At 32.1% G+C, this 12,930-nt stretch carries 11 protein-coding genes; 1 reads left to right on the top strand and 10 read right to left on the bottom strand.

Annotation, left to right across the window (positions count from 1 at the left end; translation table 11 throughout):
- Positions 1–36: 36 nt before the first annotated feature.
- The 10 genes from C245_RS0118920 to C245_RS0118875 form a co-directional block, all read right to left on the bottom strand.
- Positions 37–513 carry a hypothetical protein gene (locus tag C245_RS0118920; protein WP_017498185.1) on the bottom strand — a complete coding sequence of 159 codons (477 nt, stop codon included), beginning with the start codon at positions 511–513 and terminating at the stop codon, positions 37–39.
- Between the two features lie 394 nt (positions 514–907).
- On the bottom strand, positions 908–1,897 hold the full coding sequence (locus C245_RS23790) for a hypothetical protein (protein ID WP_017498184.1): 990 nt from the start codon (positions 1,895–1,897) through the stop codon (positions 908–910).
- A gap of 379 nt (positions 1,898–2,276) precedes the next feature.
- Complete coding sequence (locus C245_RS0118910) at positions 2,277–3,512, bottom strand: hypothetical protein (protein ID WP_017498183.1); 1,236 nt, start codon at positions 3,510–3,512, stop codon at positions 2,277–2,279.
- Positions 3,513–3,517: 5 nt separating this feature from the next.
- Positions 3,518–4,438 (bottom strand): hypothetical protein, encoded by a 921-nt coding sequence (locus tag C245_RS0118905; protein WP_017498182.1) that lies wholly within the window; start codon positions 4,436–4,438, stop codon positions 3,518–3,520.
- Positions 4,439–4,444: 6 nt separating this feature from the next.
- Positions 4,445–5,476 carry a hypothetical protein gene (locus tag C245_RS0118900; protein WP_017498181.1) on the bottom strand — a complete coding sequence of 344 codons (1,032 nt, stop codon included), beginning with the start codon at positions 5,474–5,476 and terminating at the stop codon, positions 4,445–4,447.
- Positions 5,477–5,937: 461 nt separating this feature from the next.
- Complete coding sequence (locus C245_RS0118895) at positions 5,938–6,657, bottom strand: hypothetical protein (RefSeq protein WP_017498180.1); 720 nt, start codon at positions 6,655–6,657, stop codon at positions 5,938–5,940.
- Between the two features lie 203 nt (positions 6,658–6,860).
- Complete coding sequence (locus C245_RS0118890) at positions 6,861–7,580, bottom strand: imm11 family protein (protein ID WP_017498179.1); 720 nt, start codon at positions 7,578–7,580, stop codon at positions 6,861–6,863.
- Between the two features lie 12 nt (positions 7,581–7,592).
- Complete coding sequence (locus C245_RS0118885; RefSeq protein ID WP_017498178.1) at positions 7,593–8,327, bottom strand: imm11 family protein; 735 nt, start codon at positions 8,325–8,327, stop codon at positions 7,593–7,595.
- Between the two features lie 12 nt (positions 8,328–8,339).
- Positions 8,340–9,056, bottom strand: a complete 717-nt coding sequence (locus C245_RS0118880) for an imm11 family protein (RefSeq protein ID WP_017498177.1) — start codon at positions 9,054–9,056, stop codon at positions 8,340–8,342.
- Between the two features lie 2 nt (positions 9,057–9,058).
- A complete protein-coding gene (locus C245_RS0118875) occupies positions 9,059–10,909 on the bottom strand; it encodes an AHH domain-containing protein (RefSeq protein ID WP_017498176.1) in 1,851 nt (616 codons plus the stop codon).
- Positions 10,910–12,482: 1,573 nt separating this feature from the next.
- Here C245_RS0118875 and C245_RS0118850 point away from each other — a divergent pair.
- Positions 12,483–12,896, top strand: a complete 414-nt coding sequence (locus C245_RS0118850; protein ID WP_017498171.1) for a helix-turn-helix domain-containing protein — start codon at positions 12,483–12,485, stop codon at positions 12,894–12,896.
- Positions 12,897–12,930: the final 34 nt, after the last annotated feature.

Below are 12,930 nucleotides of genomic sequence, written 5' to 3'. Positions count from 1 at the left end.
AATCTAATCTACAATATTGGCCGAGCCTATGGCTCTTTACCTTGATGATGTATTTTTTTCTTTTAACCGAATGTTTTCGGTTTTTATAGAATCTTTTGGTTTTATGGTATCTTCCGGCTTAGTTACTTTGGTTTCATTTATTGTGTCATTATCGATTACGGCAGTTTCACCATTTACCATAGCTTTTCCCATACAACTGGTTAGGGAGAAAACTAAACTCAAAGAAAATAAAGCCATTTTTTTAATGGGTTTGATTCTAATTCGGTTAAATCGATTTTTTAAATGATCGTATTTCGTATTTTTTTCAGTTTCTATTTGAGTAGATTTAAAATAGCCACAGATATTTTCTTTACCCGAATTTTCAACCAAATAGTTCTGAATTTCGGTAGTATTCATTTTTGTAAAATCAACTACAGTTTTATTACACAAACCACAAAATCTACCATTTTTATTGGGTGACATTGAGTTCCAGTTTTCATTACAGGGTTTTGGTACAGTTATTTTATTTTCCATGGCTATTTTAAAATTGATCCTTCAATTGGTTAGACAAAAATTATTCCAGAATGAGAATGTTTTTCCATCTATTTAGGTTTTTTCTCTTACAATGTGTGCATCACGCTCTCGCTGTCGTATCAATTTAATTCCGCTAGTAATGATTCATTTGTAGCAACGGATTTTAATCCGTTGAAGAAAAGATTTTGGGTTTCCAAAGTTCCATAGGAACGACACCTATTTATCATCTTTATAGGTGCCGAACCGCTGATTCTTTTTATAAACGTACCTATTTAAATTGGATTAAAATTATGTTGTTCGAAGGCTACGAGTTTATATTTAATTTGCGAAGTCAAGCGGCTTTGAAAATTTAAGACTTCGCAGAGCCGGAAATAGATTTGCTGAATAAGGAGGCTTACTTTTTAGCTGATTTTATTTTCTTAATTTCGGCTTTGAGTAATTTTATTTCTTGTTCCTGCTTCTCATTCTTTTTATTTTGATCGATAATATAGAGCGTCATTTCTTCCATTTTCTGTAACAATTTCATTTGAAAATCTTTCATATTGAGCCCATTTTCAAGCATTTCCTTTTCAGGTGCAATTTCAGGAAGATGATGGTTGGTTGTTACAAATTTTTCAAGTTCGTTTAAAGTCATTAATTTGTACTCTTTTTTGAATACAAAGTCAGGGATGCAGGTTCCTTGTAAATCAACTTTTACTTCTCTTGCTCTTATTGTTCCGCAAACATCCAATTTATATAAAGGAGATGCTATTCCAATTCCTATATTCCCGTCACTGTCTATTCGAAGCCTCTCCTTTCCGGAAGCTCCAAATGTTAAAAAGCCACCATATACAGAATGTCCTCTATGAAAACTTATATAACCATTATTTCGATTGTTTGCGAATTCTTGAGTTATTGTAAAGGTTGGTACATTTATAGGTTGAGTTACACCACTACTAACTACCAATTTATTATCTTCTGAACTGGTTGCTAATACGGCAGCATCGGAATTGGCACCGTTGTTTATGTGCAGTTTTGCGGTAGGGGTAGTTGTTCCGATGCCAACGTATCCATTTTCAAATATTGCGGCATAATTATTTGCTGCATTTTTAGCAGTTACCCAAAGGCCAATATTACTTTTATTAATTCCCTGATCGTCTAAAACTGAAATTTTTTGCGCTACATTTAAACAGCCGTCGCAACCAAAATTCCCGGAAATGTGTTTTATTTCAACGGTAGGGATTAAATTCCATGTCGGTTTGCTAATCGTTAAAGGAGAGGTGACAGAACTTGTTCCAATACCCACAGAAGCATCTGTAGAAATAGGATTTGTTCCGCTCCATTGTGCATTAGCTGTTAAAATGAAACTAAATAATGCTAGGCTGGTTAAAAAATGTTTTTTCATGTTTATTTTATTGATGGTATTAACTGTTTACTATAGAATTTAAAATGCGGAAATCCTACTGAAAGCTTTGGTTTCAGCATCCCGATTGTGTATGCAAAGAATATAAATTAATGTCAATAAGCAAAACAGTTTAATCATTATCTCTATAATTTCTTATTAAAAAAATCATGAGAAGTCGCATGCTTTAATTTCGTAGGAATGAAGTATGGTGTAACGACGGATTCTAATCCTTTGAGAACAAAAAGATCGTTTTTAAAAATTCCGTAAGAACGACACCTATTTGCCGTTTTTATAGGTTCTGAATCGTTGTCTTTTTTTTGGTTCTTTATTGTTATAATGTAATTTTTGGCACAAGAAAAAAGTAAAACAAGGTTATAGATTAATTCATTCTTAGCATTTCTAAAATTTCGACAGAAAATAAAAAATAAAGCAAGGTTAAAATCCATAAAGCGAAAAACAAAATAGACAGCGGTTTGAAAATTTTATACGTTTTCCTTGTCTTTTCTGATCCTCTCGTTTGAAATGTATCATTCGGTTGCAGAAAATCATAGCCTGATTGGTATTGGGTTGTTATGTTGGTTTTTGGCTGTACATTATTCAATTGATTCAAATATTGCGGTTTAGTATTTTCATTAATAAAGTTGAGAAACTCACGTTTGTTTTCCTGATGAAATGCTTTTACTTCGTCAATTTTTCTATTCGATTTGATGAAATTTATAGCCTCTCTTATTTTTTTTGAAAACTCAGCGTATTTATTTTCAGTAGCAGTAATCTGTTTTTTTGATTCTTCAATTTTTCTGCCGTTTTCCTGGTGTAATCGCACATTTTGTTCGATACTTTCTTTAAGCTTCTTGATAGAGATTATCTTGTTTTCTTCGAGTTCAGAAATTTCTTTTTCGTAATCATTTAGAATTAACTGTAATTGTTTCTTTTTTTCTTCTTTTGCAATTTGTATTTCATTATCAAATCCTTCTTCGTTAGTCGTTCTGTAGAGACCTTTGCTGTGACTGAAGCTTGCAATTTCTTCATTATCCGTAAAAAATATGGTATCAAAACGATTTAATAGCTCTAAAGACTTTTTAAAGTTATGCTGTAGTTTATCAATATTTATTTTAGAGTACACAACCAGATTAGAATTTGACATATAAAAGCTGGATGGTTCGCTAAAACTTTTAAGATTATAACTAAGTTTATCAAAGTCTTGAGGCAGATCTACAGTAAAATTATCCGAATGATTAACCATCAGGGTTTTGTCTTCAATGTTTTTACTAACTAGTATTTTATGAAATTCATTTAATTTATTGATAGTAACATTTTCTTCTGCAATTTCATTTGTAAAAAGAATACTTGCCCCTATAAAAGTTCCTCCTCTATCGGAATTCTTCTCTTTTGCAAACGAATATTTTGAATATGAAATTGAGTTTAATCCATTTGCCGACTCTTTGCGTATAGCGTATAAGGAGCTGTTCTCAAATAGTTTTATGGCATTTGTATTTAAATCAAACGTTTTGATTGATTTTGCAACATTTTCATTTCCCATTTTAAAAAATGTCTGTCTGAAGCCGTACGGATTTCCAAATGTACCAAAGGCCAACAAGTATATGTTTTGTGTCATTTGTTTTAGAAGCTAAATTTTAAACGTTCCCAGAAAGTGCCTTCATAATCTAACGAATATCCTATAATACTTTCGTAAAGCCAATTAGATAAGACTTCAGCCTGCGCTAAATTTAATAGCGTTATCCTTTCTCCGTTTCCGTTGTTTTCTATGCTGCCAATGGTGAAATAGGTTTTATTTAATTCATATGAATTCATTCGGTTATTGGTTCTGGGAAGTCTTTCGTTAATGAATTTTTCTAATTCATTTTCATTAGATACATCTGTTCGGCCTGATTTGTCCCATTTAGAAATCACTAAAATCACATTTATTGATTTTAAATTTTTCCCTTTTCTTTCCAGTTCATCAAGAAATTCGTTTATTAAAGTATCTTCCAGATGTGCATTGTCAAAACTGGTTACAATGATAAAAGTAAGCGGTATGTTTGCATTCAAATAAGCTTCGATGCTACTGTGATATGTGCCGCCTTTGCTGATATCTTTGTGATTCTCTCCGGAAGTTTCTAAAAAAGTTAAATTGATAGATGGCACTTTTTTAGATTTATTATTAGGTTCAAATATTAAATCTAATCGGGTTACCTGATCGCGGGTTGTTCTGTTTGGTAAGATTCCTTGTCTGATGTTTTCAAAAAAATCAGACAATAAAACCTGCGCTTCTTTTGAATTGGGAGTTCCTAGTTTTGGACGCAAAACCCCGGCATGCGAACTTAAATAATAAAGCATTGAAGACAGAATAACTGATTTACCAGATTCTCCAACACCAAAAAAGAAAACAAAATTGCTGTCTTTATTTTTAATATCATTTGTATTAGCATTTGCCAATGGAACAAAGTCAGGTTTTACTTCATTTTTTGTTTCAAATGAAATAGGTTTCAATTTTTCGTCATCAAAAGACAATGGTTTCAGATTTTTGATCTCGCTGCTCATTTCAGTTTAGTTTTTTGCAATTAATACTTTACCACTTCTTTTGTTTCCACTAAAGACACTCGAACTATTGTTGCTGTTTTCATTGCTTGTAGTCGCTAATAAGACTATGATAACAATAACAAAATCTAATAAAATACAGCCCATTAATACTACAAATTGATACATTCCAAAGTTTTTAATGGCATGGTCAAAAGCAAAACCTATTTTTCCAACATCTTGTGTTTTTGAAATTTCAGGTGTAAACTTAAATTTAGTATCGCCTAGCACGGTATGAGCGCGATTTCCCAGTTTATTGTACTCGGCCAATGATTCATCAATTAAACCTTGAGAGATATCATCCTTTTCTTTTTTAGAAAGGAGTAATAAATCCTGAATCCTTTTATTCCATTTTAGGGCGGCATTGTTTACATCCGTTTTTAAAGCTTTTTCTTCCGGAGAAAGATCAGAAATCATATTGTCGATCTGGCGTCCCATTCGTTCTGCCAAATCATCATAATCATTGGCAACAGGAGTCAGAAGATCAACATTTTGTCCTGTTAATCCTTCTATATCTCTTATTAAGGTTTGTGCTCTTGTTCCAATTCCTTTATTTCCGGGATCTTTAATTTGCTCCATCATTTGTTTTTTCTTGATTTCAATGTTTTGCGAAGTCTCCCGATTGTATTTATAACTTAATTTGGACTGAATGTCGGCTTCCAGATTATTGAAACGTTCGTTGATATCTCTCAATTCGGTAGTATAAATGTCCGTTTTCATAAATCTGGTATACAAAGCATTAAAATTGGCAATGAAACAAAACGAGGCTATGAAAATGTAAATGCCTACATAGCTTGAAGTTGATTTACCATTTGCTTTTGCAGATCGGATCATCCAAACTAAAAACAATAGTAAAAGTGATAGGACCAAAGCGATTATAAAAGATGCCGGACCAAAAATTTGATCTAATCCAAGCCAGGTTTGATAAAAACTGACACTGATTAATAAAAAGGCAAGTATTGCCAGGAAAAGGTCTGTAACATTAATTGATTTTTTACTCATGGTAGTTGGTTTTAGAATTAAATATTTATCCAAAACTAACTTCTTATGACTCAGTTATTTTACGGAAATCCGTAATTGAACTTTTGGATCAATTTTCACAATCCTGATTGAGCAATATTCTTTTTAGGTTATTTTGTATGTGTTCACGAGCAAGACGCTCGCGCCAGAAGAGGGGAGATGTGCTAATAGTTCCTCCATATTCAGCCATTCCTTCTTGTAATTTTGTATAAAAAATGTTCTAAGCTGTGTTGCTGTCGAAGCTGGATCTGAATATTTGAGTCGGTGATATTTAGAGCTTTTTTTGCTCTTTGTGGTCTTCAAGGACTTAAAAAAATTATTAAAGGCTACACTGGACGAAGTCGGGAGACTTCGTCCAGTGTAATAACTATCTGAAAAAGCAGTTTTAAAACACCGAAAAGTTCTACTTAGTTTGACCCTCTTATTTGATATCATTTATGTGATTAGGCTTTACCGTATATTTTTTCTCGTTCTCCTCCATGCAGCCATTCAGTTATGGATAATTCTACTGGTTGAAATTCTATACCTGTACAACTGGCATCTTCTATCTCTTTTTTGAGGTTTTCAGAAACAATGTATCCAATACCCCCTTCTGTGTTTGATAAAAGGAAAAAATCAGGATGAAAATCTTTTTTTATTTTTAAATTAGATATATAAATATAATCATCTTCGTTTTTTAAGAGATTTTGAATTTTAAAATCGTCATCATTTTCTACTTTAATCTTTTCTAGAAATGTACCGCCATCTGACTTTCTTTTTCTAATTAAAATTTTTGAGCCTAGATAATCTATAGAATTTGATTCAAAGAAGTGAGGGTGAAAAATCCAATAGCCATCTATGCTTTTATTTTGATATATAACAGGGGATCTAAAAAATTGACCTTTTTCTTTAGAATATTTTTCAAGTATATCTTTTAATTTACTACTAATAAGTAACCTTAAGCTAAACCCCGTGGTTTGCGCATTTATTAAATCCGTTAGTTTTGCTTTTCTACTAAGAATCGCATTAGATATAATTGGCTGAAAGTCAATCTTAATGAAATCAATTTTATCAATAAAGTTTGGGTCTTCCCAGATGTCACAATGATGCTGAGCTCCTTGAACTTGATTATAATCGCCTACAATTTTATTATTTAATGAATTGTTTATAAAATAATATTTCATTTTTAAAAATTTAGTTGATTAATAGGTGTGCTAGGATTGTTTGCTATTGCTATCCTCGCTTTATCGATTATGTCATTTACGGCTTCATAGCATTGGGTGGCATGTATTTCTACATGTTGCATTATTATTTCATAAATCTGCATGACCAGATCATCAAGTTTTCTGTTTTCACAATTTGAATGATTGTTGGTTTGTATGTTTATTTATGCTTTGCCATATATTTTTTCTCGCTCTCCTCCATAAAGCCATTCAACTGTTGACAATTCTACTGGTTGAAATTCTATGCCAGTACAACCTGCATCTTCTATTTCTTTTTTAAGTTTTTCAGAAACAACATATTTTGCTCCGCCTTCAACATATCGTAATAGAAAAAAATCTTCTAAGATATTATCTTTAATAATGATGTTTTTAAAATACAACTCTCCTTCAAGTTTTTTAGAGGCAATCTCTGTCATAAAACTTTCTAATGATTCTATTTCTACATCAATTAAAGTTGTTCCTCCTTCTGGTTTCCTAATTCGTTGCACTATTGAAGATTTCGTTAGATCGATAAAATTCATATCAATTTCATACATATTTAAAATCCAATAATCATTTATTAAACAATCATTTTGAATTATTGGAGATCTAAAAAATTGTAATCCGGTTTTTCTATTGTTTTCAAATATTTCTTTCAGTTTTTTACCTACTAATGGTTTTAATGTAAATCCCATTCCATCGGCACTAATTAAATCAGTTAATTTTGATTTTGCATATAAAACGGCATTAGCCGTAATAGGTTCAAAATCAATTTTTTCAAAATGTACATGTTCGATAAATTTAGGCTCATCCCATACATGACAATTATATTTTACATTTTTAACCTGAGGATAATGACCTAATATTTTTTTGTTTAGAGATGTGTCTATTGAATAATATTTCATTGATTAAAATCTTTATGTTTTGCCATATATTTTTTCTCGTTCTCCGCCATGCAGCCATTCTGTTAAGGACAATTCAATAGGTTGAAATTCTATACCTGTACAATTTGCTTCTTCTATTTCTTTTTTAAGTTTTTCAGAAACAACATATTTTACACTCCCTTGTACATTTTGTAGCATAAAGAAATCTTCATTTATTTCATCTTTTAAAAAAAGTTTATCGATAAAAAAAAATTCATTATTTCTAATAGCTATATTTAAGAATGAGCTAAAACTTTCAAAATTTTCGAATGTTAAATATTCCGTATTTGTATTGTAAGTAGACTCATAGTCATCAGACTTTTTATGATATTGAACTCTACATTTCTTAATCTCTATTAAATTATTATTGTTTTCATACATATTTAGAATATAATAATCTTGAATGATTTTTTCTTGATGGTATACAGGCGATTTGAAAAATTGCAACCCGGTTTTCCGATTATTTTCTAGTATATTTTTTAGTTTGCTGCTTACTAAAGGTTTTAATGTAAAGCCCATACCTGTTATATCTATAAGATCAGTATGTTTTGATTTTGGATGTAAAACAGCATTGGCCATAATAGGTTCAAAATCAATTTTTTCAAAATGCACATGCTCGATAAATTTTGGCTCATCCCATACATGACAATTGTAAATAATGTTTTTAACCTGAGGATAATGACCTAATATTTTTTTACTTAGGGATGTTTCTATTGAATAATATTTCATTGATTAAAATCTTTATGTTTTGCCATATATTTTTTCTCGTTCTCCGCCATGCAACCATTCTGTTAAGGACAATTCAATAGGCTGAAATTCTATACCTGTACAATTTGCTTCTTCTATCTCTTTTTTAAGTTTTTCAGAAACAATATATTGCGTACCATTGTCCGTATTTTGTAAAAGAAAAAAATGTTCATTGTTGTCTTTCTTTATTGCAATTTTATCAATTAAAAGACCTTTAGGATATCCTTCTTCAGCTATCTCATTCTGCTTTTGAATAAAGGCATTTTGATTATTTATTTCTAATTTATTTGTTTTGTCAAACTTTGTAGTCTCAAAAAATACTGAATTTTTAAAATCTAAAAATTGATAGCTTATTTCGTAGTAATTTAATATCCAATAATTATTTATTAAATGATCATTTTGAATTATTGGGGATCTAAAAAATTGTAATCCCGTTTTGCGCTTATTTTCTAGTATGTTTTTTAACTTGCTACTTATTAAAAGTTTTAATGTAAAACCCATGCCTGTTACACTTATTAGATCCGTAAGTTTTGATTTTGCATATAAAATGGCATTAGCTATAATAGGTTCAAAATCAACTTTTTCAAAATGTACATGCTCGATAAATTTTGGTTCATCCCAAACATGACAATTATATTTAATGTTTTTTACCTGTGGGTAATTTCCTAACACTTTTGTGTTTAAAGAAGGCTCTATAGAATAATATTTCATGCTTAAAAGTTTAATTGATTTATATGCACACCAGGATTATTTGTTATTGCTGTCCTCACTTTATCTATTATGTCGTTTATGGCTTCATAGCATTGGTCTGGAGTTGCGTTATCTGGAATTTTATTTAAATATTTTTGTATTAATTTATCATATTCTCCATGACTTCCACTATGAATCGCGGTATTTAAGGGAATGCCATTTAGAGCATCATTCATATGAAATGCTTTCTTACAATTTGCAGCTTTTTGAATTGCAGGGTGAATACTCTTTGCCCAAGGTATTATATGATGTGCCTGAATACTCGAATCGGTAATATTTAAAACTTTTCTTAATTGTGAGCGTGAACCAAAGGTAAAAACTCCGTTTGTAAATTTCAATATTAATTGTGTTTTTCCAGTGGTAGTCTGGATAACTTTTAATCCTAGTTTACTTCCTGCGGTTGCCCATCCAACTATGGGTACCGCACTAGCCAGACTTAAAGTTGCATTTACTCCGTCGCCTTCCATTATATAAAGCGCTCCATTAACTAAATCAGCGGCTTCTCCAAAAACAGGTACTAAACCTAATGCATCAAGCGACAGATGGATAAATCCTTTCGAGGCTTCCCAATATATTTTTGCAGTACTCCAATCAGGATGATTGGCTCTTAAAACTGCACATTCAATAGAGAAATGCATTGCTAATATTCCTCCCGGGTCACTGGAAAGATAGTTTGCAACATCTATATCTATGTATTGATCTACAGACAACAAAAAAGAATCATCTAAATCATTATTAATCTTGTTTTGGGCTTTGGCGCTTAAAGTAAAAACGAGCGCATTATTATCTACTGTGGCATCTTGTTTAACGATGTCAATCATTTCTTTCGAAAAACTTTTAGCTTCATCGGAGAAATTATTTGAATTCAAATAACTACCTATGATATTCATAGTGTCAGGACGATTTCTTAAAAAAGCGATTTGAGCTATAGATAAGCTTAGCTGAGCACCTAAGATTTTAATCAGTGGCATTGTATTTACAGGTACATATCCGCTTGGAGGAGTTACTTCAGGACATGGCCCGGCACTTTTTGAAGTGTGGGGATGTGGTGGACGAACATCACCGGCATAATACCAATATTGTCCGTTGCTGCCATAACAGTTAGAATGATCATGACCGGAACTGCCATCACCGCCGCCTTTATAACCGCCACTGCTTGGAGGGGAGTTGTATCCCGGAACGCTTGTGTTGAATCCTCCTGATGGAAGATTTCCTCCATTACCGCTTCCACCTCCTGCGGCCGGATTGCTTTTTGGATCTGAAGGTGAAGGAACAAAGATTTTAGCACATGGATCATCTCCGGCACTGGACTTCGAGGTAAATTTTCCTGTAGTAGGATTGCTAACCTGACTTATCTCGGTGGTGCCATCGAAATATTTGAAATCAAAACGGTGTGCTTTAAAATTTTCAAAATCCTTTGGGTTACAAATGTATTTAAAAATGTATTTTTTACTTTCTCCTGTTGGAAGTACATTTATAACCAGATTGTAATACACATTTTCCGGAGTGTCGGGATAAAAGAAACTAATACTGTAATTGGTGATGTTTTTGTCATCGGTCATACTTACAATGTCATGCATCATAAATATTGGCTCGTTTAAAGTTTCAGTATTACCGGACTTGGCGCTGTTTTCTGCATCGTCTGTATTGATGTAATTTTGAATGTCAGCCGGAAGTTCATTGGCATTTATAAGTTTCTTTTCAAAAGGAACTGCTGATTCTGTTTTGGTTTCATGTTGTTCATTTGAATCTTTTTCGCAACCTGTCAAGGCAAGAAAAACAAACGCTAAGGCGTATTTAAATAGCTTTCCCATGATTATTGGCTTTTAATAGTTAGTAAATCGGGGTATATAGTGCGGAAAGTTTGTTTTTGCGAAGAACTCAAATATATAAAAATAAACTTACATTTTGTTTTAAAAGAAAGAAAATTTCTACGTTTATTTGGGTGTGTTTTTAATTCCTTTGCAGGCAGGAGTTTTAGGCCAGTCTTTTATCAATAATTTTAATTCCGCTAGGAATGAAATATTTTGTAGCAACGGATTTTAATCCGTTGAAAAAAGGATTTCCGTTTTTACAAAGTTCCATAGGAAGGGTACATATTTATCATTTTTTATATGTTCCGAACCGCTGGTTCTTTATTGTAACCCCATATATTCAAATTGGATTAAAATCCAACCCTACAATATTGGTCGAGCTTAGGACTCTTTACCTTGATAATGTGTCTTTAAATTTCTTTACAGACAGGAGTTTTAGGCCAGTCTTTTATGCATAATTTTAATTCCGCTAGGAATGAAATCCTTTTTTCAACGGATTTTAATCCGTTGAAAAAAGGATTTTCGTTTTGTAAAGTTCCATAGGAACGACACCTATTTGCCGTTTTTTATATGTTTCGAACCGCTGGTTCTTTTGTAACCGCATATATTCAAATTGGATTAAAATCCAACCCTACAATATTGGACGAGCCTATGGCTCTTTACCTTGATAATGTGTTTTTAATTCCTTTGGAGGCAGGAGTTTTTACGCCTGTCTTTTTATATAATTTTAATTCTGCTAGGAATGGTTCATTTTGTAGCAACGGATTTTAATCCGTTTAAAAAAGGATTTCCGTTTTACAAAGTTCCATAGGAAGGGTACATATTTATCATTTTTTATATGTTCCGAACCGCTGGTTCTTTATTGTAACCTCATATATTCAAATTGGATTAAAATCCAACCCTACAATATTAGTCGATCCTATGGCTCTTTACCTTGATAATGTGTCTTTAAATTTCTTTGCAGGCAGGAGTTTTAGACCTGTTTTTCTACATAATTTTAATTCCGCTAGGAATGAAATATTTTGTAGCAACGGATTTTAATCCGTTGAAAAAAGGAATTTCGTTTTATAAAGTTCCATAGGAACGACACCTATTTGCCGTTTTTTATATGTTTCGAACCGCTGGTTCTTTATTGTAATCTCATATATTCAAATTGGATTAAAATCCAACGCTACAATATTGGTCGATCCTATGGCTCTTTACCTTGATAATGTGTCTTTAAATTTCTTTACAGGCAGGAGTTTTAGGCCAGTCTTTTATGCATAATTTTAATTCCGCTAGGAATGAAATATTTTGTAGCAACGGATTTTAATCCGTTGAAAAAAGGATTTTCGTTTTGCAAAGTTCCATAGGAACGACACCTATTTGCCGTCTTTATAGGTTCCGTACCGCTGGTTCTTTATTTTGTTGATGCATTTTTAGTACAAGAAAAACAAAACACATTTGCAAAGCATGTAAGAAAAAGTGTATTTTTAAACTCTCTTTAACAAGCAGTTCAAATAGTATCTTACCGAAACAATTCTGTTTTTTACAGATCATTACTTTTTAAAAGAATTTTAAATATCTTTGAATTATGAGTACAGCAACAAAACCAAATCACATAGGGCGAAAAATCAGCCGTATTCGTGAACTGAAAGACATGAAGCAGGAAGCTTTGGCACAGGCTTTAGGAACCAACCAGCAGGCCGTTTCAATTATGGAAAACAGCGAAACTATTGACGACGAAAAACTAATCGCAGTGGCAAAGGCTCTGGGGGTAACTGTAGAGGCAATTAAAAATTTTTCGGAAGAAGCAGTTTTTAATTATTTCAATACTTTTAATGAAACAGTTTCGAATAGTAATTTTGGTCCCCAAAGTACCTGTACTTTCAATCCTTTAGATAAAGTAGTTGAACTTTACGAACGTTTGGTACTGGCTGAAAAAGAACTCGTGAAAGCCGAAAAAGAAAAAGTCGAGTATTTAGAAAAAGTACTGAAAGGAAAGTAATAGTCTCGAAAGAGAATTTTTATAGTAAAAATGC

This window comes from Flavobacterium sp. WG21 (assembly GCF_000335775.1).
GTDB lineage: Bacteria > Bacteroidota > Bacteroidia > Flavobacteriales > Flavobacteriaceae > Flavobacterium > Flavobacterium tructae.
This window is presented reverse-complemented; position numbering and strand designations above follow the sequence as displayed.

What these genes read in the sequence shown, in the direction of transcription:
- C245_RS0118920 (WP_017498185.1), bottom strand. Translation starts at nt 513, where the DNA reads ATGGAAAATAAAATAACTGTACCAAAACCCTGTAATGAAAACTGGAAC.
- C245_RS23790 (WP_017498184.1), bottom strand. Translation starts at nt 1,897, where the DNA reads ATGAAAAAACATTTTTTAACCAGCCTAGCATTATTTAGTTTCATTTTA.
- C245_RS0118910 (WP_017498183.1), bottom strand. Translation starts at nt 3,512, where the DNA reads ATGACACAAAACATATACTTGTTGGCCTTTGGTACATTTGGAAATCCG.
- C245_RS0118905 (WP_017498182.1), bottom strand. Translation starts at nt 4,438, where the DNA reads ATGAGCAGCGAGATCAAAAATCTGAAACCATTGTCTTTTGATGACGAA.
- C245_RS0118900 (WP_017498181.1), bottom strand. Translation starts at nt 5,476, where the DNA reads ATGAGTAAAAAATCAATTAATGTTACAGACCTTTTCCTGGCAATACTT.
- C245_RS0118895 (WP_017498180.1), bottom strand. Translation starts at nt 6,657, where the DNA reads ATGAAATATTATTTTATAAACAATTCATTAAATAATAAAATTGTAGGC.
- C245_RS0118890 (WP_017498179.1), bottom strand. Translation starts at nt 7,580, where the DNA reads ATGAAATATTATTCAATAGACACATCTCTAAACAAAAAAATATTAGGT.
- C245_RS0118885 (WP_017498178.1), bottom strand. Translation starts at nt 8,327, where the DNA reads ATGAAATATTATTCAATAGAAACATCCCTAAGTAAAAAAATATTAGGT.
- C245_RS0118880 (WP_017498177.1), bottom strand. Translation starts at nt 9,056, where the DNA reads ATGAAATATTATTCTATAGAGCCTTCTTTAAACACAAAAGTGTTAGGA.
- C245_RS0118875 (WP_017498176.1), bottom strand. Translation starts at nt 10,909, where the DNA reads ATGGGAAAGCTATTTAAATACGCCTTAGCGTTTGTTTTTCTTGCCTTG.
- C245_RS0118850 (WP_017498171.1), top strand. Translation starts at nt 12,483, where the DNA reads ATGAGTACAGCAACAAAACCAAATCACATAGGGCGAAAAATCAGCCGT.